The following is a 22,966-nucleotide window of genomic DNA, read 5'->3' as shown; positions in this document are numbered from 1 at the left end:
TTCTGTCTGTGCAAAAAAATTTAAAACGCTTTTAGACAGCTCTGAAACGCATATAAAATGTGAAGAACGCAAAAGGCGCAACAAGTTTATTTGGGTGGTGATACCAGCCGGTGCTGGAATGCATAAATGACTGCCTGCGTCCGGTCGTGCACTTCCAGTTTCGCCAGCAGGTTGCTGACATGAGTTTTGACTGTCTTCAATGCTATGAACAGCTCGTCTGCGATTTCCTGATTGGTGTAGCCATTGGCAAGCAGCAGCAGGATTTCCATTTCGCGCTCGGTCAGCTCTTCATGGAGAGCATGTTCATGGCGCATCTGCTTCATCATTTTGCTCATGACTTCCGGTTCCAGAACGGGCGTGCCGTTCATTGTATCGCGGATGGAGTCGGCGATGCGGGAAGCTTTCGACGTCTTGAGTATGTAACTGACTGCTCCCGCCTTTAAAGCCGGATAGACTTTGTCATCATCCAAAAAGCTGGTGACGATCATAATTTTTGCTGCGGGCCATTGCTTAATGATGGCATCGGTCGCTTCAGCTCCATTCATGACAGGCATAACCATATCCATTAAAATGACATCCGGACGGAGTTCCAGCGCCATTGACACCGCTTCTTCGCCGTTTGAAGCCTCGCCGACTACTTCCATGTCTTGTTGAGCCTGTAAATAAGCGGAAACGCCGATACGAACCATTTCATGGTCATCAACTAACAGGATTCGGATCATGGGCAATCTTCCTTTCGATGGGTACTTTCACTTCGACGATTGTCCCTTCGGAAGGGACGGAAACTATTTTGCTGGTGGCCCCGATTTCGATGGCCCGTTCTTCAATGTGCTTCAAGCCGTAAGAAGTGGACTTGGATTGTTCACTTGCAAAACCGACGCCGTTGTCCTGTATGCGTAAAATGGCAAAATCATCCCGTTCAACAAATAATATATGGACTTCGGTCGCTTTTGAATGGCGTAAAGTATTGGATAAAGTTTCTTGTGCGATACGGAATAAATGATCTTCCGCCCCTTTTGGCAAAGGGACTTCTTCCAGTCGGTGCTCAATGGTAAAGTATACTTTCTCTTTCAATTCAGATAACAATTCGAACAAGCCCTGGCGCAGGCTTTTGTCGTGAAGCGCGGCAGGGCGCAGATGAAGGAGAAGTGCCCGCATTTCAAGCTGGGCCTGCTGAACCATTTTTTCGGTCTGCAACAATCCCTGCGGTGCTTCTTCGCCTTCCGTCATAGAAGATAACAGCATGGAAGCCGCAAATAACTGCTGAGATACAGAATCATGCAACTCCCTCGCCAGCCGCTGCCGCTCCATCACTATGCGTTCCTGTATGATCTGGTCCTGTGTTTCCGCCCGTTCATTGGATATGCGGGTCAGGCTTTTCCGCTGGGATTCAAGTAATTTCTGCAATTTTAAAATGGAATTGGACAAGGTGTCAGGCAATGTTTTCATTTGTGCAGCCTCGATGGCACTTTGGTCTTCATTTCTCAGAAGCGCCTGGAAAACAGCTTCAATGTCCTGCAATTTGGAACGTGACAGCGACTCACTCCACCAGGAAATGCCGCCGGAAAGTACCAGCATCAACACGAGAAGCCAAAGGCCAAACGGCAATCCGGCGACAAAATCATTCCAAAGGACGGACCAGGTTTGAACAGCTGGAAAACCTAACAGGGCAAATAAAATACTGAAAATAATGGCGGCAAACAATGCCATGAAAAACAAACTCCGGGGCAGGATTTGTCTCATCGGCGAATCACCTCGACGTCACCCATCCACGTGGTAATCGACACGATCATTTCCCTCTTGGCGTCCTCCGCCTCCAGGTACCCATCTTCTGCATGGACAGTGCCATACCAGATGCGCTGTTTATCGCCGTTGAAAAAACGGGCATCCCCAAAAACAGTCGAATAATAAATCCGGACGGGAACTTCGTAAGGGACGATCAGCCGGACCTTTCCAAAGCCCTGACGGATGGAAATCAACGAAGTTCTTTTCGGTAAAACTGTCTGTGTGGCATCGATGAGCAGGTCACCGATAAAGCCCTGGACATGGATATCTTTCCATTCATAGGATTCGATTGGTGTACTTTGGGCAGACAGGAACTTGTTTTGGATGAGCCCTTTGTCGACAGTTCCCTGAATCGGCACTTCCTGCTGCCAGTCCTCGCCTTTCCATAGGCGCAGCAATAAATAAATGGCAATGGCAAAAATCAGCAGGCGCAGGCTCCACATTGACAGGATGGAAATGCCGATCAATACGAAGCCGGTCCAAAAATATGTTTTTCTCGTCTTTGTATTGTTTTTCATTCCGTAGTAAAGGAGTCCGATACCCAGAAGGACCAAAAACACACTGCCGTTTTGGAGGAAAGCAGCTTCTACGAATATGAGAAATAAAGCGCTTAAGACGAAAAACGCCTGTTGATTGGTAGTGAATTTTTTCATCGCAGTTTTTGCCCCCTTCTTTGTAGCGGAAAAGTGAGAAGAAGAAATCTTCCTCTCACCTTAGTTTAAACAATTTCCTGTTGTTTTGCGCTGTTTTTTTCCAAAGTTTCAAGCCGGCGTTCCATGGCAGACCGTTCATGCTGCTGTTCCACTTTTGCCCCCAGTGTCTCAATGTAGGAGGCCATATCATCATAAGAGCCGATCCGTTTGGCCACAAGCTCGGGACTGAGCACTTTGTCCATTTGGTAATGTGCCCGTGTGGCGTTTTCCTTGCCCATTAACTGAAGCTGTTTGACTTTCATATCTTTTACTTTGTGCTTCATTTCCTCGTAACGCTGTTCCAAGGCGTTCAGTTCCGCGAGATTTTCTGTAATCGACAGTTTCAGTTCGCTGACGCGTGATGAATAGGCGGCGGTTTCTGCTTCGGCGAAATCAGCCAAATCGCTTTCTTCTGCTGCTTTGGCAAGCTGCAATTGCGATTCGCGCTTTGCCAGCATGGCCGAAGCTTCTTCCAGTTCTTGTTCCAGTTTGCCGGTCAATTGAGATTGACGATCCAGCCATTTTCCTGTGGCCTCGGTCTGTTTTTCGGCTTCAGCAATATACCGGTTCAGCAAAGCAATCGGATTTTGTTCTTCTTTTTTTGCTACAAGTGAATCCAGGTCGGTTGCTACTGCAAATTTAAATCGTTCCCATACGGTTGTCATGTGTCTTCCTCCTTATTTTGTCAGTTTGTCCCACTGTCTTTCAAAATTCGTAAAAGGATCATTGATTTTTGAAACAGTGACAGGTTCCTCGTTCCATTTGCGGTAAATGGCCCATAACGCTACAAGAGCTGCAACTCCGATAATGGCCGGCACATTTGAAATGGCCGAAATGGCGCCGATGATTCCGACGAACGCCCACCATACTCTTGCGGCAGTTGAGACGCTCTTGAGGTAATAATGCAAGCCCATGTAAACGATCAGCCCAGAGACAGCAAGCCCGATGATCGGTCCAAGATTGGACAGTGCGACGATTCCAGCGACGATACCAAGGGTTATCATCCAAAATTTGTTCACGTGATTTCCTCCTCTCAATTTCTATATTCATCATATCAAGGCCGTAAATTTCCGCACACGGTCCCTGACTGCATCTTTCTCTAAGACTTGAGGCGTAGTTGGTTATAGGCCCGTCAAAATGGGAATAGTATACTGTTTCTCTCAACAGAAGAGAAAGTATCCAAAGGGAATGGACGTCTGCCGAAACAGTGATTTGGAATTTCTTCGCCATTGGGGGTCAGTGAAATAGCCCTTAGGCCGGCAGGATAAAGGAGCGTTTACATGGAGGATTGGATTACTTCAATTATGGGCGATTACGGTTACTTTGGAATCTTCTTTCTTATTATGGTTGAAAATGTGTTTCCGCCAATTCCGTCTGAAGTGATTTTGACGGCAGGAGGATTTATGACGACGACTGCCGATATGACAATCATGGGCGTGGTGGCGGCTTCAACCGCCGGGTCTGTTGCCGGTGCAGTCATTTTGTACGGCATCGGTTTATGGATGGATGTAGAGCGATTGGAGAAAATCATCGAAAAACACGGCCATTGGTTGAAAATCAAGAAAGAAGATGTGCACCGTGCCGATGCCTGGTTTGACCGTTTTGGTGTCTGGACCGTTTTTTTCTGCCGGCTGGTACCGGTGTTGAGGAGCCTGATTTCAATTCCTGCCGGTATGTCAAATATGAAATTTTGGTTATTCCTTCTTTTTACGACGACCGGTACTCTCTTATGGAATGCAATACTTGTGTGGATGGGAGCGGCTGTTGGAGAAAACAGGGAAGGAATCTTAAGCAAGCTGCAGACATACTCGAATATCGTTTATGTTATTCTGGCGCTGGCATTGGTTGCTGTGATCTGGTATTACGTGAAAAAAATGCGGAAGCGGGACGGACATTGAGCAGGCAGGTGAGTGTGGAACTTACCGCGGTTTGCTGTTGTTTTTCTTAATTGTTATAATTGTTAAACGATACCTAGAGAAGGAGAGACGCTATGAAGCCCATCATTTACATTACAAGAAAGCTTCCTCAAGAAGCTTATGCAGATCTGCAATCATCCTATGAGGTCCGTGTATGGCCAAAAACGGAAATTCCGGTGCCCCGGGATATATTGCTTGAGGAAGTAAAGGAAGCGGATGCGCTATGGACCATGCTTTCTGACAAGATAGACCAGGAAGTGATCGATGCGGCACCAAATCTAAAGATCGTATCCAATTTGGCGGTCGGCTACAATAATATCGATTTGGATGCTGCACGCAAGCGCGGCATTGTCGTCACCAATACACCGGACGTGCTGACCGAAACCACCGCGGATCTGGCTTTCGCTTTGCTTCTCGCTACTGCACGGAGGCTAATGGAAGCGGAAAAAACCGTTCGTTCAGGGAAATGGAAAGCATGGACACCGATGGGAATGACCGGCCAGGACGTGTACGGAGCGACACTTGGCATTATCGGCATGGGGCGCATCGGAGAAGGCGTGTGCAGAAGAGCGCAAGGTTTCAACATGGATGTGATGTATCACAACCGGACAAGACGGAGCCTGGAAGATGCACGGTACGCTGAGCTCGATGAACTTCTCAAACAGTCGGATTTCGTGGTCGTGCTGACCCCGTTGACGGACGAGACGAGAGGAATGATCGGGGAGCGGGAGTTATCGCTGATGAAAGACACGGCTTGTCTGATCAATGTGGCAAGAGGCGGCATTGTGGATGAAGACGCTTTATACGAAGCGTTGCAATCCAATAAAATCTGGGCAGCCGGCTTGGATGTATTTGAAGAAGAGCCGCTTCCAACGAACCATAAACTCCTTTCATTGCCGAATCTGACGGTCCTGCCGCACATTGGCAGTGCCGGAATCCAAACCCGTCTGGCGATGATGAAATTGAATGCCGAAGCGATCGGTGCCTGTCTGAGCGGAAAATCCGTGAAAAACCGGGTTTGCTGAGGCAGAGATTTGGATGTGAACAGCTGCTTTAGGCAGCTGTTTTTAATTTCAAAAGAGGGGATACGAGGTGATTGCAAATAAAATCTCAGGGCCGCAAATAAATCCCGAGCAACGCAAATACACCCCGGCGCGAGCATCAAAATCTCTGCTCAAAGCTGAGAGGCGATCTGATGGAGCGGAGCCAGTTGTATAATGGAGGAGTTTATTGTAAAATGATTTAGGTTTTTACTGTCTGTTTTGACGTAGAAAACAAATCGAAGAATAGGGGGTATGATTCATGCAAAATCATACACACAACGTTTTACTGTACTATAAATATGTACCGATTGAAGACCCTGAAACGTTTGCGGCGGACCATTTGGCAGCCTGCAAAGAATTGGGACTGAAAGGGCGTATTCTGGTTTCCCACGAAGGAATCAATGGAACTTGCTCTGGTACGATCGAACAAACCGAAGCTTATATGGAAATGATGAGAAATGACGAACGTTTTTCGGATATCGTTTTTAAAATCGATGCGGCGGAAGGCCATGCTTTCAAGAAAATGCATGTCCGCCCGAAAAAAGAAATCGTTCACCTCGGCCTTGAAGATGACATCAATCCGAACGAATTGACAGGTACGTATTTGGAACCTGCTGAATTTTATAAGCAAATGCAGGATCAGGACACGATTGTTCTGGATGCACGCAATGATTATGAATATGACCTTGGACATTTCCGCGGAGCAATAAGACCGGATGTCGAGAATTTCCGTGACCTGCCGAAGTGGGTCCAGGAAAATAGAGAGCAATTTGAAGGCAAGAAAATTTTGACTTACTGCACAGGGGGCATCCGTTGTGAAAAATTCTCCGGATGGCTGAAAAAAGAAGGTTTTGAAGACGTGGCTCAGCTGCACGGCGGAATTGTCACTTACGGAAAAGACCCGGAAGTGAAAGGAGAACTGTGGGATGGCCAGTTATATGTTTTTGATGAGCGTATCGCTGTCCCGGTAAACCAGGTTGAACACCGCGTTGTCGGAAAAGACCATTTCACCGGAGAACCTTGCGAACGTTACGTTAACTGCGCAAACCCTGAATGCAACGCGAAAATTTTATGCTCGGAAGAAAATGAGCACAAATACATGCGTTCCTGTTCAGACGAGTGCCGGGAGCACCCGCGCAACCGTTATGCTTTCGAGCATGGCTTGACCGGCCAGGAAGTACAGGCCCGCCTCGATGCTTTAAAAGAAACTGCAGATGTATAAACACAAAAAAACTGCCCTTTATCGGGCAGTTTTTTTAGATTCTATTTCTGCAGTTCCTCTTCACATTCGAAACAGATCAATTCACCCTCAACGTACACTCCGTCCAAAAAACCGTCCCGGCAATAAATGTCTTTTCCGCAATTGCTGCACGGTCCGATGAGTTCACGCATGCTGGAGTTCCTCGGCAAATATGTACATCGCTTCTTTTAAATACTTGGACAAGCCTTCTCCGTGCTGGTCAATGTTCGAAGCAAATCGGCTGTCGGAAGCATACAATTCACCCAATCCACGGAACATTTGTGGCGTGCATTCATAGAAGCGGTCCAACAGACGGTAATAAGCTTGCATTTCGGTCTGAACTTCAGAAGAATCAGGAGGCAAATGCATCAACCCCGATACTGTACTATAGATGCGGTTTCCTTCACGGTTGATTTCTTCCAGATCTTCTTCTTCCTTCTCAGGTTTTGGCTCTTCTGCAGGGATTGTGGCCACAGGAGTTGAAGCTTCGGCTTCTTCCTGCTGTTCTGCTGTTGAACCTGCAACTGCTTCAACCGTTTTTACATCCACAGCCGGTTCAGCGGCCGGTTCCATCGTGGCGGAAGCTGATTCAGCAGCTGCAGCTGTTGCTTCATCCACTTGGATCGTTTCTTCAACCGGTTCCGGTTCTGTGTACTTTTTAATGTTGTCATCGACCTTTTTGATAGAAAAAGCAGCAAACCGTTCTTCGTTCGTCAAGGTTCTTGTCCCCTGCACTTCATGTCTTGTGAGCTCGGCGTTTTCCACAAGTTTCTCCAGGCGCTCTTTCTTCTGATTCAGCAAGTCGATATGTTGAGTCAGCGCAAAGTCCGGATCAAACCCTCCAGCTACAATTTCCTGGATTTTTTTTAATGAAAACCCGATTTCTTTAAAAAATAAGATATGCTGCAGCAGCTTCAAATCTTCATCATTATAATAACGATACCGGTTGGTTCCGATATTGGAAGGCTTCATCAAGCCGATGCTATCGTAATGATGGAGAGTTCGAACGCTTACGCCCGCAATTTTCGCTACTTCCTGTACTTTGTACAATTTCATCACCTCTATCTATAGATTAAACTAATACGTTCCGTCAGCGTCAATACTTTTTATGAATATTCCATCGAAATGAGTCGATTTACATCTTTTCGACAAGATGTCCTGCTGAGAAGGTTCAGGTTGGAGAGGCAAGACCATTGTTTTGGATGAAAAGACGAAATATTCATTTAATTCGTATAGGATTTTTTCCTTGCCTGTGAAATAATAGGGGTGTAGACGTTTCCAATACATTGCTCAAGGAGGAATGACAATGAAATTAACGAATTTTATCGGAGGGAAATGGCAGGAAGCAACAGATGCAACATACACACCGGTGATCAATCCGGCTACAGGAGAAGAATTGGCTCAAGTCCAAATGTCGACCGGCCAGGATGTGGATCGGGCTGTTCAATCTGCAAAAGAAGCGCAAAAAATTTGGTCGAGAGTGCCCGCTCCCAAGAGAGCGGATTATCTATATGAAATCGGACGGATCATGAAAGAGAAAAAAGAACATTTGGCGCAAGTGCTGACAAAAGAAATGGGAAAAGTGATCGAAGAAGGACGTGGAGAAGTACAGGAAGGGATTGACATGGCATTTTACATGGCCGGGGAAGGACGGCGGCTGTTCGGTGAAACAACACCTTCAGAACTCGCCGATAAATTTGCGATGAGCATCCGGGCGCCGATCGGGGTAGTTGGGCTCATCACACCCTGGAATTTTCCGGTGGCAATTGCTACGTGGAAATCTTTTCCGGCTATCGTGGCTGGCAATACATTTCTTTGGAAACCCGCAACCGAGACACCAATGATGGCATATGAAATGGCAAAAATCTTTGAGCAAGTAGGGTTGCCGGACGGGGTGGCGAACATCGTTTTCGGATCAGGGGCAGAAGTCGGAACAGCGATGATTGAACACAAAGACATTAAGGTTATTTCGTTTACCGGGTCAACAGAGACCGGCCGGAAAGTGGCGGAAGCCGGCGGCCGCAACCTGAAGAAAGTTTCACTGGAGATGGGAGGCAAGAACGCGGTGATCGTTATGGATGACGCGGACCTGGAATTGGCGGTCGATGGGATTCTATGGAGTGCATTTGGAACAGCCGGTCAGCGTTGTACAGCCTGCAGCCGTGTCATTGTCCACAAAGATGTGAAAGAAAAACTTCAAAACCGGCTGCTCGAGAAAATAGAAACTTTAACAATAGGAGACGGTATGGACGAAACCGTGAAAGTCGGTCCAGTGATCAATAAAAAGGCGTTGGAGAAAATCCATTCCTATATCGGGATAGGCCAGAAAGAAGGGGCAACTTTGCTCGCAGGAGGAGAAATACTGACAGAGTCACCTTACGATAAAGGTAACTATTACGCACCGACAGTGTTCTCGGATGTGACTCCTGACATGCGCATCGCCCAGGAAGAGATTTTCGGCCCCGTCGTATCAATCATTGAAGTCAACGATTTTGAAGAAGCGATTGCTGTCAACAATGGCGTCATTTACGGATTATCCAGTTCGATTTTCACCAGCGACGTCAACAAAGTGTTCAAGGCGCAACGGGACTTGGATACAGGAATTGTATATGTGAACGCTGGAACTTCAGGCGCCGAAATTCACCTGCCTTTCGGAGGTACAAAAGGCACCGGGAACGGACATCGTGATTCGGGAGTGGCCGCACTGGACGTCTTTACTGAATGGAAAAGCGTCTATGTGGATTACAGCGGGAAACTGCAGCGGGCTCAAATCGACAACGAAATTTAAAGTGAGAAGGGGGATGGAGTTATGAGAGTGGCGGTTTTGGGAGCGGGACTGATGGGCAAGCAAGCGGCAAAAGATTTGGTACAGCAACAGGCGGTTGAAAAAGTTTTCCTGGCAGATTTGGATATCGGACAGGCTCAATTGTTCAAGAAACAGTTAGCCAATGAAAAACTTGAAGTTTTGCAGCTTGATGCAAATGACGATGAGCAGCTCGAGTCGGTTATCCGGAAAGCGGATATTGTCGTCAACGCTTTGTTTTATACATTCAACGAAAAAGTGGCACGTCTGGCAGTGGAATGCGGCGTCCACGCTGTTGATCTTGGTGGCCATATCGGCGGTGCTACAGAAAAAGTGCTGGACCTCCACGAAAAGGCGATGGAAAGAGGAGTGACGTTAATACCGGATGTGGGGGTAGCTCCTGGCATGATTAATATACTGACCGGTTTTGGTGCAAGCAAGTTAGACCAAGTTACTGATATCAAACTTTTTGTCGGTGGCATTCCTTTGCATCCCGAACCGCCGCTTGAATACAATCATGTATTTTCCCTGGACGGCATCTTTGACCATTATTCTGATCCTTCCCGTGTTATTCGGGAAGGCAAGGTAGTGGAAGTCGACTCTTTATCGGAAATCGAATACATCGATTTTCCAGGTTTCGGCGAACTGGAAGCTTTTCATACATCGGGCGGCACTTCGACATTGATTGATACTTTCAGTGATGTGGATTCGCTCGAATACAAAACGGTTCGCTATAAAGGGCACGCTGAGAAATTTCAACTGCTCGTCGACCTCGGATGCCTGAACCGCGATAAAACAGTCACTGTCGGCGGAACGGAAGTCAAGACACGTGATGTTTTGCGGGAGGTTCTGAAGCCGGTGACTGAATTGGGCGAAAAACAGGATGCAGTAGTTTTGAGGGTTATTGTCACGGGGACAAAATCCGGTGAAGAACTGGGATACGAATACAATATGGTGACGGTCAAAGACCAGCAAGCCGATGTCACTGCCATGGCACGCGCCACTGCCTATACAATCTCAGTAGTGGCGCAGATGATAGGAAGTGGATTGATCGACAGAAGGGGATCTTATCCGCCGGAACTGATAGTGCCCGGACAGGAGTACATTGATGAGATGGACAAAAAAGGCGTAAAAATCAGCGAAACAGTGCACCGGTCGGCTTATCAAAGCTAACTGAAGAGCCCTGCGGTCAGATGACCGCAGGGCTCTTCAGTTAAAACTGGATTATGAAAGATGATTGATGTTTCAGATGGATGAGCCGTTAAAAGTCGGGGTCCCGGCGTGACGGCACCAGCATTTTCAACCTTTGTGGCTGAACGGCAATTTCAACAGGTGTCTTTTCGTGAATTTCTCCGTCCGTATCCACATCCATCTCTTCTTCTGTGTGAATGGAAATCCGCTTTCCTTGAAAGTGAGCTACATGTTCCAATTCTTCGGGTACTGTATCAGGTTGTGACAAAGAGAACCACTCGAGTACAGCGGCTATGGACGTGGTTTGAATGACGAACACATCAAGCAATCCATCAGTGGGGTCAATAGAAGCAAGAGGAAATGTATGTGTGCCAATCGAATTTCCGTTCATGACAAGAAGCAGGACTGCTTCGTCCGTAAATTGTGTGCCATCGACATCAATTGAAAAAGAAAACGAGGCTGCCTGCCTCATGGATTGAAGAGCACTCATAAAGTAACTCAATCTTCCATATCTTCCTTTTACCTGTGGATCAATGTTTGTGGAAGCATCTGTAATCAGGCCGATGCCGGCAAAATTCAGGAAAAACTTTCCGTTGATTTGTGCAGTATCCACTTCTTCGACCATTCCAGCAGTCAATTCCTCGGCCGCTTCATCGAGAAGGAGTGGGATTTGGAGAGTTCTGGCAAAATCATTGCATGTACCACTGGGCAATATGCCAAGAACTGGAGGGTCTTCAATTTTGGATAAAGCCTGCACAGCCAAATGCACCGTTCCATCTCCTCCGGCGACAAACAGGGCATCTGCTGGTTCTGCAGCGAGGCAAGCTTCTGTAAACTCCTCTTCCGACCCCGTTTGGATCAATTCAAGATTTTTTGATTCTCTGGCTAAGACTGGGACAGCCAATGGAAACAAATCTTCACTCGTGGACGCTCCAGCCTTCCCGTTATACAATAAAACAGAACGGTCAAATCGAGGCATGGAATCCCCTCCCTATAATTGGACTTTCTATTAGTTTTCCACTGCCATTGCCTTATAAACCAGCACGTCAAAGCAAAATGATGTTCACTGACCAGAAATAGAAAAGAGGAATGCCGAATGACGCAAAAAATATATGAAGAAAAGCCCTATATGCAAAAAGCGGCTGTTGAGGTGGTAACCACCGGAAAAGATGGCCAGGGCGAGTATCTTGTGCTGGATGGTACTATTTTTTATCCGGAAGGTGGCGGACAGCCGGCAGATCATGGATTCATCGGACCAGCCAGAATAGTAGATGTCCAAAAAGTGGACGAAGAAATTCGGCATTACACAGATCAGCCGTTGCCGAAAGCGGTATATGAAGCCCGGTTGGATTGGGACCGCAGATGGGACCATATGCAGCAGCATGCCGGCCAGCACGTGCTGAGTGCTGTCTTTGACGATAATCATCAGATGAAAACGACCAGCTTTCATCTCGGGAAAGAAAGGGTGTCCATTGATCTGGATGCAGGTTCGGTAACGGAAAAGCAATTGTTGGAGGTTGAAAAACAGGCCAATGCAGTGATTTCCCAGCACCTTCCGATCTCTGTTGAGTGGGTGACACAACAGCAGGCGGCGAACAAGAAGCTGAGAAAGCCGCCGGCCGTGGACGGGGCGATCCGTCTCGTGACAATCGATGGCATTGACATCAATGCATGCGGCGGAACGCACCCGCAGAATACATCAGATATCAATTTGATCAAATTAATAGGAACAGAAAAAGCGAAAGGCGGCACACGTGTTTATTTTGTATGTGGAAACCGTGCGTTGCTGTATTTTCAAAAGCTTATCGAAATCACGGATCAACTGGTGAAGCAGTTGAATTCTCCACTCGAAGAACTGGTTGCTGCTGCCTCGGCCTTATCCAGCGACAAAGCAGAGAAAGACAAAACAATCAAAGAGCTTCAATCGATGCTGTTGAAGACTGAAGCTGAAAACTTCCAGCCGGAACAAGAAGGCGGCCTTCTGGTCCGGTCATTTCAGGGCCGTCCGGTCAAAGAAATTCAGCAATTGGCTCGCTGGACAGCTGCCGCACATCCGGCTGCGGTTATATTGTTTGTACTGAATGCAGGACAGGAAAAGCGCTTTGTCTGTGCAAAAGGGGAACAGGCTCCAGGAGATATGCGGAAAGTGTTGCAGGAGCTTCTGGTATTGATCGATGGCAAAGGCGGTGGCAATATACATTTTGCACAAGGCGGAGGAAAAACGGATCAGCCTGATGCAGATTTTTTTCACCTGTTCAGAAGACTGGCAAAAGATTTTCAGGAGTCGGTGTAACTTTTTCAAGAGGTTGCCTGTCTAATTGGAAAAGAACGGTTTGAGAGGAGGTGGACGGTATGATGAAGAGAAAAGCCTGGCTCTTAATCGGGGCATTGATTGCAGCGGTCGGCATTCTGTTTGTCGTGATGTATGACAGAGTTTCGGTCAACGCGTCTTCTGTCGCATTAGCGGAACAAGGGTGGCGAGCGAGTTTTTCTTCGGCCATCGATCCTGCGGCCATCGAAAGAGGAGATTTGTATCTTACCGATGTCGAGGGCGAAAAAGTGGATGTGGACATGACACTTCATGAAAACGGGAAAACGGTCGTCATTCCACAGATTTCTTCCGGAGAATATACGCTGCACATCAAAAATTCAGCGGTAAGAGGAAGTTTTCTGAAATCACTGGCAGTCAATGAAATTTCGTTCAGTGTTCAGGAAGAAATCGACAGGCTGGCGGGAGAAGAAGAATTGAAAGCATATTTCGCCCGCTTATTGGAGCTTCAGAAAAACAATCGGGAATACGGTATCTTCAGTTCAGAAGGTTCTGTGACAACAGAAGAATCAGCTGACAGTGCGACAGGAGAAGGAGGGGGCAGCGGAGACCATTCCACCACCAATAACCAGGTGGCTGGCGTGGACGAAGCTGATCTTGTTAAAACTGATGGCTCCCACATCTATTCAATCAGCGAGTCACGTGTTGTCGTAACGGATGCGGAAAATCCTGATTCATTGTCTGTGGCTGCTGAGCTGACGTTTCAGGAAGAAATGTATCCGCAACAATTGTTTTTGACAGACAATACGCTGGTTGTATTGGGCAGCAAGTTCGTTGCTGGACCAGCTGACAGCCACCTGCAAAGCCATTCCATGGGCCTGGGTACAACGTCCGTTCATCTGTACGATGTCAGCGATCCTTCATCCCCTGAGCTCGTTCGGGAGTTCGGAACAGAAGGAAATTTAAACGGCGCAAGATTGGCCAATAATACCTTGTATTTTGTCACCAATGTTTACCCGGATCTCTGGATGATGGAAGAGCAGGAAGATATGGAGCTCAGACCGCATACCTTCGATTCAGCAGCAGGCGGGCAATTCACTCCAATGCCTTATGAAGACATTGCTATTTTGCCTGGAACGATGGAAGGCAGTTACAGTGTCATTTCAGCCATCAACCTGTCGGAGCCGCAGCAAAATGAAATCGTGACGAAAGGATTTCTTGGTGGCAGTGAGCAATTGTACATGACGGCAGAAAACCTGTATTTGACAGCCTCTTCTTACATGCCTGCAGAAGAGCAAGGCGACGCGGAGACCGCCATGTGGATTCCTCAGCAAGCGAACACCGAAATCTTCAAGTTTGCGCTGGAAGGGACGACTGTCCGGTTCCTGGCATCGAATGAAGTCACAGGAGCGTTGCTGAACCAATTTTCAATGGATGAATACAATGGTTATTTCAGAGTGGTAACCACTGAAGGGTTTGTGTGGGACGAAACGGCTCCTTCCAAAAACCATCTTTTCATACTCGACGGCGGCATGGAACTGGTCGGGTCAGTTGAAGATTTGGCTCCCGGGGAACGGATCTACTCAGCCCGCTTTATTGAAGATAAGGCCTATATGGTGACGTTCAAAGAAGTCGATCCACTGTTTGTTATTGACATTTCATCTCCTTCCGCGCCGGAAGTTTTGGGCGAACTGAAGATTCCTGGGTTCTCGAATTATCTGCACCCGCTGGAGGATGACCATCTTATTGGTTTTGGATACGACACAAAACTGGAACCGGTAAAAGACGGAGAACCGCGTGTTGTGACAGGCGGGATGAAAATTTCATTATTCGATGTTTCCGATTACGCCAATCCGGTGGAAAAAGACACCGAAATAATCGGAGGATTGGGAACCAGTTCTCCTTTGCAGTATGACCATAAAGCGCTGTTTACACATCCGGAAAACCATCTATTCGGATTTCCGATATCGGTTTATGAAGAGTCGGATGGCAGCTACGTCGAATTTGAAGCGGAAGGGGTCATGATTTACACAATTACTCCTGAAGGGATTTCAGAAGCTGCTGATTTGCTGACGGCTACAGATGCGCCATATGAAAATTGGCAAACCAGTGTGCAGCGGATCATCTATATCGGTGACACCTTTTATACAATCGCAAACAGTGAAGTGAAGAGCTACGAACTGGAAACTTTCGAGTTAATCGATACGTTGAGATTCCAGTGAATTACAGAAAGTCCATCCATCACACCGGAAACTGGTGATGGATGGACTTTTTCACGTTTCTGAACAGGAAAAAAGGGGAAGATGAAAAGTATTCTGAATATGGAGGGAGAATCATAATGAGAGCAGTAACGTTCCAGGGAAACAAGGACATGCAGGTAAAGAAGGTAAAAGACCCGGAAATCCAGAAAAAAGACGATATTATCGTTAAAATCACTTCTACGGCTATTTGCGGTACGGACCTTCACATTTATAAAGGTGCGTTGCCCACCAGAAAAGGGCAGGTTATCGGGCACGAACCGATGGGGATTGTGGAAGAGGTCGGTCCGGAAGTGACGAAAGTGAAAAAAGGGGACCGGATTGTCCTGCCGTTCAATATCAGCTGCGGCCACTGTTTTTATTGTACCCATGAAATGGAAAGCCAATGCGATAATTCCAATGGCAATCCCCACTTTGATACGGGGGCTTACTTTGGTTTGACTGAGCGGTATGGTGACTATTCGGGAGGACAAGCCGAATACTTGCGTGTACCATATGCCAACTTCGTGCCGTTCGTCATTCCTGAGTCGTCCGAGCTGGAAGACGAATCTCTCTTATTCTTATCCGACGTGGTTCCTACTGCGTATTGGAGTGTGGAGCATGCAGGAGTAAAAGAAGGGGATACAGTGGTGGTTCTTGGATGCGGACCAGTCGGGCTCATGGCGCAGAAGTTTGCATGGATGAAAGGCGCCAAACGGGTCATCGCGGTTGATGAAATTCCTTATCGCATGGAACGGGCGAAAAAGATGAATAATGTTGAACTGATCGACTTTTCGAAGCATAGTGAGACAGGTGCTTATATTCATGAAATCACAGCAGGCGGCGCCAGAGTCGTCATTGACTGTGTCGGGATGGACGGAAAGAAATCAACGGCGGAAGCGGTTCAGCAGAAGCTGAAATTGCAGGGTGGAACACTCAGTGCGATTGACATTGCCAAAGACGCGGTAAGCAAATTCGGCACCATCCAACTGACGGGTGTTTACGGATTGACGTATAATATGTTCCCGTTGGGTAACTTGTTTGAACGGAACGTGACCTTGAAAATGGGGCAGGCTCCCGTCATCCACTTGATGCCAAAATTATATGAAATGGTGGAAGCCGGAGAGTTTGATCCAAGGGAGATTATTTCCCATATTGTGCCATTGGAACAAGCGGGTGAGGCCTATGATATGTTCAGCAATTTCGAAGATGAATGCACAAAAGTTATTTTAAAACCGTAGGAAACGAATCGAAGCATCATTATGGATGACCGTAAACGCTCCGAACCATTGGAGCGTTTATATTTTTGCGTTGATACGGTATGATTGAGCTGTGTCTCTACAGGATGAACAAAAGGAAGCGCGGTATATAATGCTTCGCCCCTGTATGGAGGCGAAGCAGGAACACAGGAATTTTGGAGCTGTAATGGAGAAGGTTGACAGGCGAAGGAAAATGGTTCAATTTGTATAGGAGTAGAAAAGGGGGAACGCATGTGACACAGATTTCAGAGACTAAGCGGGAACTTGCTCTCGATTGTTTTTTACTGGCTGGTAAAGTGATGATGGAGAGCGGAGCGGAAACGTACCGTGTAGAAGATACTATGATTCGCATGGCGGTATCCCAAAATATGAGCGATTCTCATTGTTTCATCACCCCCGGCGGCATCATGTTTTCTCCCAGCAATGACCTTCCCACACGATTTGTCCGTATAAGGAGCCGCCGTACGGATTTGGAAAGAGTGGCACTCGTCAATTCGGTTTCACGGAAATTGGTTGCAGGAGAACTTACACTGCAGCAGGCCTACGAAGAAATGCTGGTGATTGACCGCACGAATTACTTGTTTGCGATGTGGCTGCAAGTATTGGCGGCTGGTGTCGCCAGTGCTTGTTTTCTCATTTTGATGGGAGGAACATGGGCTGATTTGCCGTTTGCGTTTGTTATTGGTGGGCTGGGGTTTCTTATTGTGGAAACAGTGTTGATCAAGACGAGGGTCAAGTTTTTCGCTGAGTTTATCGGCGCGTTGGCAATTGGCACGTTGGCTTTGCTGGTTGTCAACAGTGGTTTTGGGACAAATCCGGATACGATTATCATCGGCTCGGTCATGCCGCTTGTACCGGGCTTGTTGATCACAAATGCGGTACGGGATTTGATGGCAGGACATTTCGTTTCCGGTCTATCGATGGGGGCAGAGGCTTTCCTGACTGCATTTGCCATTGGCGCAGGCATTGCACTTGTCCTGTCATTTTAAAGGAGGGATTGGATGAATTGGCCGTTGGAAGCGTTTCTCAGTTTTATGGCTGCCGGTGCCTTTGGCATCGTCTTTAATACACCGCGACGGACGTTGATCAGTTGCGGGTTGGTCGGGATGAGTGGCTGGCTCGTGTATCGCTCTTATTTTCTTCTTTTTGATGATTCTGTCCAAGCCACATTTGCCGGGGCATTTTCGGTGGCAATCGTCGCACATGTTCTGGCGAAGAGGTTCAAGATGCCGATGATTGTGTTCAGTATCGCCGGGATTATTCCTCTCGTACCGGGAAGCCGGGCTTATAATGCCATGCGAAATATTGTCGAAGAAGACTTTTTAGAAGCGATTTCTTTTGCAGCGGAAGCTCTGATGATTTCCGGTGCAATTGCGATGGGGCTGGTTTTTGCCGAAGTTCTCATGCAGATTTACTTCAAATACCAGGCGAAGCGCATCCAAAGAAAAATCGGCATGACACAAAATTGAACTTCTTTGTGGCATGCCGATTTATTGTTTTTTCGTTATTGTCCAGACTCCAATGCCTAGCCCCTCAAGTCGCTTCGGTCTTGCCGATAATGGCAAAGAGCGCCATTACCTTCAAGCCCTCCAGCGCTTGTCGGAGGCCCGCAGGAAGCGGATCAGGTAAGCGTTGCGACAGGATGTCGCGCTCTTAGCTTATCTTTTTCTTTTAGGCACTTCCGCTTTTCTTATTTCATCCATTGTTCCAGTTCTTCTGCTTTCATCGGATGACTGATCAAGTAACCCTGAATGCTGTCGCATTCCATGGCACGCAGCAGTTCCAGCTGTTCGTCTGTTTCAACACCTTCAGCGGTGACCTGGAAATCAAGCGATTTGCCGAATTGAATCATGCCGTTGATCAATTTTTGGATTTTTTCCTGTTGTGTAATCGACTGGACAATATCTTTGTCGATTTTCAATGAAGAAATCGGCAACATGAGCATATAGCGGAAAGAAGCGTAACCGATTCCGAAATCATCCAACGCAAATTTGACGCCGAGTTGGTTCAATTGTTTCATTTGACGGATGATGGAGTTTTCGGTCTCAGCTTCCAATGCAAATTTTTCAGTGATTTCGATTGTCAGCGAATGGGGATCGCACTCATTGAGTTCCAGCTGTTTCAGAAGTGCTTTCGACATGTCTTTGTCCCGGAATTCCCGAATGGACGAATTGATGCTGACCTGCATGTCGATATTCCGCGTTTGCCAGTCTTTCAGCTGTGCGCAGACGGTTTCGATGACAAATCGGCCAATTTCATGAATCATGCCGTTTTCTTCTGCAATGGGGATCAGTTCTTCCGGTGGGACAATCCCCACTTCTGCATCTTCCCAGCGGACCAGCGCTTCGGCGCGTTCGATTTGGCCGGTTTGCAGATTCACTTGCGGTTGATAAAGTACTCGCAGGTGTTTGCGGTCCAGGGCGTGGACGAGACGCTTTTCGATCAAAGCTTTGCGGCTGAGCTTTTCGTGATCATTTGCAGTAAGGGCCGAAATGGCGCTGCCACCCCGGTCTTTCACTTTTTTGATGGTGGCATGAGAAGCTTTCATCAAATGGCTGAACGATTGCTGATCTTCCGGGTATCTGGTAATGGCACCGCTGACGGTCAGCGAAATGGCCGTTCCATCGATATAGATCGGGTGCTGCTGCAAATAATGCAGAAACCCTTCGATAAACCAATTGCTGAGCGGTGTGATTAACCCAAATTCATGCAGTCCGGCACGTGTGATGAGCGAGTCGGAAAAGTACATCCGCAACCTTTTCGTAAATTCGATCAGCAGTTCGTTTTCTGTATCGGTATCCGACACGTCACGAAGAGTATAAAAACGGTCAATATCCAAAAAGACAAAAGTGAAATGCTTGTCTTCTTCAATGTGTTCATTGATGACCTGTTCGAGGCGATGGCGGTTTTCAAGGCCTGTCACCGGATCGATAAAAGCGATTTCTTCCAGATGGTACTGCGCCTTTTTTGTGGCGGTGATGTCTTTTTCCAAAAAGATATAATACGTCTCTTCACCGGCCAATTGCATCGGAATGGCAGTCAGGTCAACCCAGTACTCTTCGCCGTCTTTTTTCACTTTTTTAGCATGGCCGTTCCAGACTTTGCCGTTTTTCAAACTTGTCAGGATGGATTCAACAAAACGGTGATCTTCTTCATCGTCACCGAACATCTGCCACACCGATTTTCCGAGTATCCGTTTTGGCGTCCATTTGCTGAGCTTTAAAAATAATGGATTGGCGTAGGTGATTAGAAATTCTTCATCAAAATAGAGAAGCATGAAGGAATCATCCAATGCGTTCCGTAAACTGTTCAGTTCTCTGCTTGCTGAGCCTTCTTCGCCGGTTTCATCGATTTCATAAATCGTCATAACAAACCGGTCATGATCAGAAGTGAAGGCCTTCGCCACCACCGTTGTAAAAGTCCGTGTGCCATCGCTTAATCCGATTTCCACATCTTCAAATCTGATCGGCTCTCTGTTATGTATTACTTTGTCCCAGGTATGTTTATGTAAAGCCGCCTTTTCAGGGTTCATGAATGGAAAGGTCTTACCTTTCATCGAATCCGTATCAATTTGAAAGACACGCTCTGAATGACGGTTGCACCAAACGACAAGGCCTTCTTTATCCATAATAATGATAGGAAAAGGTATATGATTAAACGCGAGGTTGTCGGCTAATAATTTTTGCATTTCACTCATTCGATGACGCTCCTTGTCAGTAGTCTAATTTCATTATAAAGAAGAAAAGGGCTATCGTCACCCTTTTCAAAATATTCGAGCCAAGATATTAGAAAAAACTTTATGGCTACCCTTAATATACCAGCCATGAGAGAATTATGAGGAATAAAAATCCAAAAAAATGAAAGAGAGGATTGAAAATGAAAAAAATTATTTTGCTGTTAGTGGTGATTTGTTTATGGGCTCCTTTATCTGTATTAGGGCATTCCTCTTTGTCATCTTCTACCCCTGCTGAAGGGGAGCGGGTCGAGCAGCCTTTGGAAGAAATTCGACTGGAGTTCGGTGGAGGCATTGAACAAGGAAGTACCATGAGTATAAAAAACGAGGAAGAAAGTCTCGAGTTTGAAGATATTGCCGTTTCCGAACAGGAGATGGTCGGAACACTTTCTGAAGCTCTGCCCAATGGCACTTATACTGTAACATGGGAAATAATCAGTGCAGATGGCCATCCGCTGAGCGGGGAAATTCTGTTCGAAGTGGAGCAGGAAAGTGTTGAAGAGCCGGTGGCAGAAGAGCGTGTCGAAGATCAGGCTACAGAAGAAGAGGAAGAGGCAGTAAGTGATCCTCAACCAGGCGAGGAACAGGAAGCGGCAATTCCTGAAGCCGCTGATGCAAGCGAAGAAAGCGGTACTAACTGGCTTGTGACGTTGTTGATCGGGGCTGCGGTTATTTTGCTGTTGATCAGTTTATATGGGTTATTCGTTAAGAAACGATGATGTGGATCAGTGCTTTTGCCGACTGCCTGCTGTATGCCGCTTTTGCCTATGTGGCCGGCTTTGTTGTTCTGCAATTTGTTCCTGATTCAAAAAAACCGGTGGTCCATACTTCCAGGCTCTTTCTATTGCTGTGTGTGACTGGAATCGCATTGTTTTCAGCAGCTCCCATCGTTGAGCTGGCCGCTTTTCTGAATGATGGGGAAGGATGGCTGACAACCTTTCTGACCGTGCTGTTGGATTATCGAACAGGCCAGGGCTGGGTAATCACTGTGTTGCTCTGCATTCTTTTGTGGCTGACTTTTTACTTTGAGGGACCCAGACTGACACAAGCTTCTTTTGCTTTGCTGCTGGCAGTGACGGTCGGGTTTTACAGCCATGTTTCCACGGTGAGCCTGTGGGCCGGATCTATCAGCCATTTTGTTCATTTCACAGCCATGAGTTTGTGGGCGGGAATATTGCTGCACATTGCCTGGGCTTCGAAGGACAACGGGAACTGGAGCCGTTTTTTGGGCTGGTTCACACCGTTTGCCATCAGCTGCATGGCAGTATTGCTGGCAAGTGGAATTGTTCTTATGCTGTTCTTTGTTGAAGCCGCTGATTACGTAGATTCCTGGGTATTGCCATACGGCCAGATGTTGTTGTTAAAGCATTTGAGTATCTTTCCTTTGCTGGTGGCGGCACTGATCAATGGAATTTTGAGCAGAGACCGGCCTTTTGATATGCGCTGGCTGCGGGTGGAGGCGGTTTTGCTGTTTTTCGTATTTTTGTTCACTGCCATCATGAGCAAGGAAGCACCTCCTCATGACGTGAGTGCTACATTGCGTGCAGTCGGCACAGCACCCATTGTGGAATTGTTGAAAGGTGAACAGTATATGCCGCTAAATGCTTCACTGACATTCTCCGTCAATGGAATCCTGCTGCTGGGATTGAGCATCCTGTTTATCGGCATGATGCTGTTGAGTTTTTACCGGCAAGCGACGCCTTGGCTGTCCCTGGTTTTCGGCACAGCTTTCATTGTCACAGCTTATGTCGGCTTGCTGCTTGTGGTGTCTTTTTAGCAAAATCGAAAACCGGATCTTCCAGTGGCGGTTTTTCTTTGGGAAAGGAGCGGTTGCATGGATCGCATAAAAGGGATTGCCATGATTTTGGCGGGCGCCATGTTTTGGGGCGCCACAGGACCGTTGATGGAGTGGACGATGAATGTCTACGGGATTTCCGTAGCGTTCCTTTTGACGATTCGTCTCACTATCGCCGGTGCCTTTCTGCTGCTGTTCCTGAAGTTAAAGAAAGTACGCATCACAGCAGTATTCAGACAAAAATTTTGGATTCGGCCGCTGTTGCTGTTTTCCGTTTTCGGCATGCTCGGTGTGCAATACAGTTTCGTTTCCGCCATAGAAGCCAGCAATGCAGTCGTCGCTACTTTGCTGCAGTTTCTGGCTCCGGTCTACATCATTCTCTTTATTTCGCTGCGACAAAAGAAAGCACCGCCTCTTTATCAGGTGGTTGGTATGCTCGGTACATTGGCAGGGCTGTTTCTGCTGTTGACAAACGGCAGGCTGGATGAGCTGATTGTCAGTGGCATGGCCTTGTTCTGGGGAGTGATGGTAGGGTTTGCTTTTTCCTTTTATACTCTTTATCCCGCCCGGTTGATGCAGGAATGGGGGGTACTGGTGATTGTCGGCTGGTCGATGTTGTTCGGGGGCATTTTTCTGGGATTCATCAATCCGGTTTTCCTGTCTGATGAATGGCCGATTCTCATGAACTGGGAAGTCGCACTGGCGGTTCTGGCGATCATCGTAATCGGAACACTGGCGTTTGTCTTATTCTTGAGCAGCATGCGCTTTATCACGGCGGTGGAAACCAGCATTTTATCAGCGATAGAACCGCTGACCGCCATGGTGATTGCCGTGTTTTGGTTCAATCAAATCCTGGCGCCCGTTCAACTGGCCGGTGCTTTCATCATGCTGCTGTTTGTCACCTGGCTGTCGCTTGCGGGCAGCAAGAAGAAAAAAACTGAAATGGGTTAAAGCGAAGGCAGGGTTTATCACAAACGCTGCCTTTTTGGGTTTCAAGGAATAA

Annotated in this window: 21 protein-coding genes; 13 read left to right on the top strand and 8 right to left on the bottom strand. The window is 47.2% G+C overall.

Annotation, left to right across the window (positions count from 1 at the left end; all coding sequences use genetic code 11):
* Positions 1–86 precede the first annotated feature (86 nt).
* From EEX84_RS05655 to EEX84_RS05635, 5 genes are all read right to left on the bottom strand, one after another.
* Complete coding sequence (locus EEX84_RS05655) at positions 87–722, bottom strand: response regulator transcription factor (RefSeq protein ID WP_123164632.1); 636 nt, start codon at positions 720–722, stop codon at positions 87–89.
* Positions 700–1,743: a sensor histidine kinase gene (locus EEX84_RS05650; RefSeq protein ID WP_123164631.1), complete on the bottom strand. Its 1,044-nt coding sequence runs from the start codon at positions 1,741–1,743 to the stop codon at positions 700–702. The genes EEX84_RS05655 and EEX84_RS05650 overlap by 23 nt, the downstream gene beginning before the upstream one ends.
* Positions 1,740–2,438, bottom strand: a complete 699-nt coding sequence (liaF, locus tag EEX84_RS05645) for a cell wall-active antibiotics response protein LiaF (RefSeq protein WP_123164630.1) — start codon at positions 2,436–2,438, stop codon at positions 1,740–1,742. The genes EEX84_RS05650 and liaF overlap by 4 nt, the downstream gene beginning before the upstream one ends.
* A 65-nt stretch (positions 2,439–2,503) precedes the next feature.
* Complete coding sequence (locus EEX84_RS05640) at positions 2,504–3,142, bottom strand: PspA/IM30 family protein (protein WP_123164629.1); 639 nt, start codon at positions 3,140–3,142, stop codon at positions 2,504–2,506.
* Between the two features lie 12 nt (positions 3,143–3,154).
* Positions 3,155–3,496 (bottom strand): lmo0954 family membrane protein, encoded by a 342-nt coding sequence (locus tag EEX84_RS05635; RefSeq protein ID WP_123164628.1) that lies wholly within the window; start codon positions 3,494–3,496, stop codon positions 3,155–3,157.
* A gap of 261 nt (positions 3,497–3,757) precedes the next feature.
* On the opposite strand from EEX84_RS05635, the gene EEX84_RS05630 reads away from it, so the two are divergent.
* The 3 genes from EEX84_RS05630 to trhO all read left to right on the top strand — a co-directional run bounded on the left by EEX84_RS05630 (position 3,758) and on the right by trhO (position 6,658).
* Positions 3,758–4,375 (top strand): DedA family protein, encoded by a 618-nt coding sequence (locus EEX84_RS05630; RefSeq protein ID WP_123164627.1) that lies wholly within the window; start codon positions 3,758–3,760, stop codon positions 4,373–4,375.
* A 92-nt stretch (positions 4,376–4,467) separates the two neighbouring features.
* Complete coding sequence (locus tag EEX84_RS05625; protein ID WP_123164626.1) at positions 4,468–5,418, top strand: 2-hydroxyacid dehydrogenase; 951 nt, start codon at positions 4,468–4,470, stop codon at positions 5,416–5,418.
* Between the two features lie 277 nt (positions 5,419–5,695).
* Entirely contained in the window at positions 5,696–6,658 is a 963-nt protein-coding gene (gene trhO / locus EEX84_RS05620; protein ID WP_123164625.1) for an oxygen-dependent tRNA uridine(34) hydroxylase TrhO, read from the top strand.
* Between the two features lie 162 nt (positions 6,659–6,820).
* Here the strand turns inward: trhO and EEX84_RS05615 are convergent, their stop codons facing one another.
* Positions 6,821–7,732: a MerR family transcriptional regulator gene (locus EEX84_RS05615; protein WP_240033919.1), complete on the bottom strand. Its 912-nt coding sequence runs from the start codon at positions 7,730–7,732 to the stop codon at positions 6,821–6,823.
* 250 nt (positions 7,733–7,982) lie between these two features.
* Here EEX84_RS05615 and EEX84_RS05610 point away from each other — a divergent pair, with 250 nt between their 5' ends.
* A complete protein-coding gene (locus EEX84_RS05610; RefSeq protein ID WP_123164623.1) occupies positions 7,983–9,464 on the top strand; it encodes an aldehyde dehydrogenase family protein in 1,482 nt (493 codons plus the stop codon).
* 21 nt (positions 9,465–9,485) lie between these two features.
* Positions 9,486–10,652 carry a saccharopine dehydrogenase family protein gene (locus EEX84_RS05605; RefSeq protein WP_123164622.1) on the top strand — a complete coding sequence of 389 codons (1,167 nt, stop codon included), beginning with the start codon at positions 9,486–9,488 and terminating at the stop codon, positions 10,650–10,652.
* Positions 10,653–10,740: 88 nt separating this feature from the next.
* Here the strand turns inward: EEX84_RS05605 and EEX84_RS05600 are convergent, their stop codons facing one another.
* Positions 10,741–11,649, bottom strand: a complete 909-nt coding sequence (locus tag EEX84_RS05600; protein WP_123164621.1) for a diacylglycerol/lipid kinase family protein — start codon at positions 11,647–11,649, stop codon at positions 10,741–10,743.
* A gap of 117 nt (positions 11,650–11,766) precedes the next feature.
* Here EEX84_RS05600 and EEX84_RS05595 point away from each other — a divergent pair, with 117 nt between their 5' ends.
* The 5 genes from EEX84_RS05595 (at position 11,767) to EEX84_RS05575 (ending at position 17,904) form a co-directional block, all read left to right on the top strand.
* Positions 11,767–12,963, top strand: a complete 1,197-nt coding sequence (locus EEX84_RS05595) for an alanyl-tRNA editing protein (RefSeq protein ID WP_123164620.1) — start codon at positions 11,767–11,769, stop codon at positions 12,961–12,963.
* 59 nt (positions 12,964–13,022) lie between these two features.
* Complete coding sequence (locus EEX84_RS05590) at positions 13,023–15,161, top strand: beta-propeller domain-containing protein (protein ID WP_123164619.1); 2,139 nt, start codon at positions 13,023–13,025, stop codon at positions 15,159–15,161.
* Between the two features lie 116 nt (positions 15,162–15,277).
* A complete protein-coding gene (locus EEX84_RS05585) occupies positions 15,278–16,417 on the top strand; it encodes a zinc-dependent alcohol dehydrogenase (RefSeq protein ID WP_123164836.1) in 1,140 nt (379 codons plus the stop codon).
* Between the two features lie 251 nt (positions 16,418–16,668).
* Positions 16,669–17,424 (top strand): threonine/serine exporter family protein, encoded by a 756-nt coding sequence (locus tag EEX84_RS05580; protein WP_123164618.1) that lies wholly within the window; start codon positions 16,669–16,671, stop codon positions 17,422–17,424.
* Between the two features lie 12 nt (positions 17,425–17,436).
* A complete protein-coding gene (locus tag EEX84_RS05575) occupies positions 17,437–17,904 on the top strand; it encodes a threonine/serine exporter family protein (RefSeq protein WP_123164617.1) in 468 nt (155 codons plus the stop codon).
* A gap of 221 nt (positions 17,905–18,125) precedes the next feature.
* Here the strand turns inward: EEX84_RS05575 and EEX84_RS05570 are convergent, their stop codons facing one another.
* The gene (locus EEX84_RS05570) at positions 18,126–20,132 is read right to left on the bottom strand and encodes a sensor domain-containing protein (protein ID WP_123164616.1); all 2,007 of its coding nucleotides are present in this window, start codon (positions 20,130–20,132) and stop codon (positions 18,126–18,128) included.
* Positions 20,133–20,311: 179 nt separating this feature from the next.
* On the opposite strand from EEX84_RS05570, the gene EEX84_RS05565 reads away from it, so the two are divergent.
* From EEX84_RS05565 to EEX84_RS05555, 3 genes are read left to right on the top strand one after another with little or no spacing between them, the layout of a single operon-like run.
* Positions 20,312–20,887: a copper resistance CopC family protein gene (locus tag EEX84_RS05565; RefSeq protein ID WP_123164615.1), complete on the top strand. Its 576-nt coding sequence runs from the start codon at positions 20,312–20,314 to the stop codon at positions 20,885–20,887.
* A complete protein-coding gene (locus tag EEX84_RS05560; protein ID WP_123164614.1) occupies positions 20,884–21,945 on the top strand; it encodes a copper resistance D family protein in 1,062 nt (353 codons plus the stop codon). The genes EEX84_RS05565 and EEX84_RS05560 overlap by 4 nt, the downstream gene beginning before the upstream one ends.
* 57 nt (positions 21,946–22,002) lie before the next feature.
* Positions 22,003–22,914 carry a DMT family transporter gene (locus tag EEX84_RS05555; protein WP_123164613.1) on the top strand — a complete coding sequence of 304 codons (912 nt, stop codon included), beginning with the start codon at positions 22,003–22,005 and terminating at the stop codon, positions 22,912–22,914.
* Positions 22,915–22,966: the final 52 nt, after the last annotated feature.

It is taken from the genome of Planococcus salinus (genome assembly GCF_003719725.1).
Taxonomy (GTDB): Bacteria; Bacillota; Bacilli; order Bacillales_A; family Planococcaceae; genus Planococcus; species Planococcus salinus.
The sequence above is the reverse complement of the archived record's forward strand: the minus strand, read 5'-3'. Positions and strand labels throughout refer to the sequence as shown.

Bases quoted from the DNA above. Each gene is read 5' to 3' on its own strand.
- EEX84_RS05655 (WP_123164632.1), bottom strand. From the start codon at position 722: ATGATCCGAATCCTGTTAGTTGATGACCATGAAATGGTTCGTATCGGC.
- EEX84_RS05650 (WP_123164631.1), bottom strand. From the start codon at position 1,743: ATGAGACAAATCCTGCCCCGGAGTTTGTTTTTCATGGCATTGTTTGCC.
- liaF (WP_123164630.1), bottom strand. From the start codon at position 2,438: ATGAAAAAATTCACTACCAATCAACAGGCGTTTTTCGTCTTAAGCGCT.
- EEX84_RS05640 (WP_123164629.1), bottom strand. From the start codon at position 3,142: ATGACAACCGTATGGGAACGATTTAAATTTGCAGTAGCAACCGACCTG.
- EEX84_RS05630 (WP_123164627.1), top strand. From the start codon at position 3,758: ATGGAGGATTGGATTACTTCAATTATGGGCGATTACGGTTACTTTGGA.
- EEX84_RS05625 (WP_123164626.1), top strand. From the start codon at position 4,468: ATGAAGCCCATCATTTACATTACAAGAAAGCTTCCTCAAGAAGCTTAT.
- trhO (WP_123164625.1), top strand. From the start codon at position 5,696: ATGCAAAATCATACACACAACGTTTTACTGTACTATAAATATGTACCG.
- EEX84_RS05615 (WP_240033919.1), bottom strand. From the start codon at position 7,732: ATGAAATTGTACAAAGTACAGGAAGTAGCGAAAATTGCGGGCGTAAGC.
- EEX84_RS05610 (WP_123164623.1), top strand. From the start codon at position 7,983: ATGAAATTAACGAATTTTATCGGAGGGAAATGGCAGGAAGCAACAGAT.
- EEX84_RS05605 (WP_123164622.1), top strand. From the start codon at position 9,486: ATGAGAGTGGCGGTTTTGGGAGCGGGACTGATGGGCAAGCAAGCGGCA.
- EEX84_RS05600 (WP_123164621.1), bottom strand. From the start codon at position 11,649: ATGCCTCGATTTGACCGTTCTGTTTTATTGTATAACGGGAAGGCTGGA.
- EEX84_RS05595 (WP_123164620.1), top strand. From the start codon at position 11,767: ATGACGCAAAAAATATATGAAGAAAAGCCCTATATGCAAAAAGCGGCT.
- EEX84_RS05590 (WP_123164619.1), top strand. From the start codon at position 13,023: ATGATGAAGAGAAAAGCCTGGCTCTTAATCGGGGCATTGATTGCAGCG.
- EEX84_RS05585 (WP_123164836.1), top strand. From the start codon at position 15,278: ATGAGAGCAGTAACGTTCCAGGGAAACAAGGACATGCAGGTAAAGAAG.
- EEX84_RS05575 (WP_123164617.1), top strand. From the start codon at position 17,437: ATGAATTGGCCGTTGGAAGCGTTTCTCAGTTTTATGGCTGCCGGTGCC.
- EEX84_RS05570 (WP_123164616.1), bottom strand. From the start codon at position 20,132: ATGAGTGAAATGCAAAAATTATTAGCCGACAACCTCGCGTTTAATCAT.
- EEX84_RS05565 (WP_123164615.1), top strand. From the start codon at position 20,312: ATGAAAAAAATTATTTTGCTGTTAGTGGTGATTTGTTTATGGGCTCCT.
- EEX84_RS05560 (WP_123164614.1), top strand. From the start codon at position 20,884: ATGATGTGGATCAGTGCTTTTGCCGACTGCCTGCTGTATGCCGCTTTT.
- EEX84_RS05555 (WP_123164613.1), top strand. From the start codon at position 22,003: ATGGATCGCATAAAAGGGATTGCCATGATTTTGGCGGGCGCCATGTTT.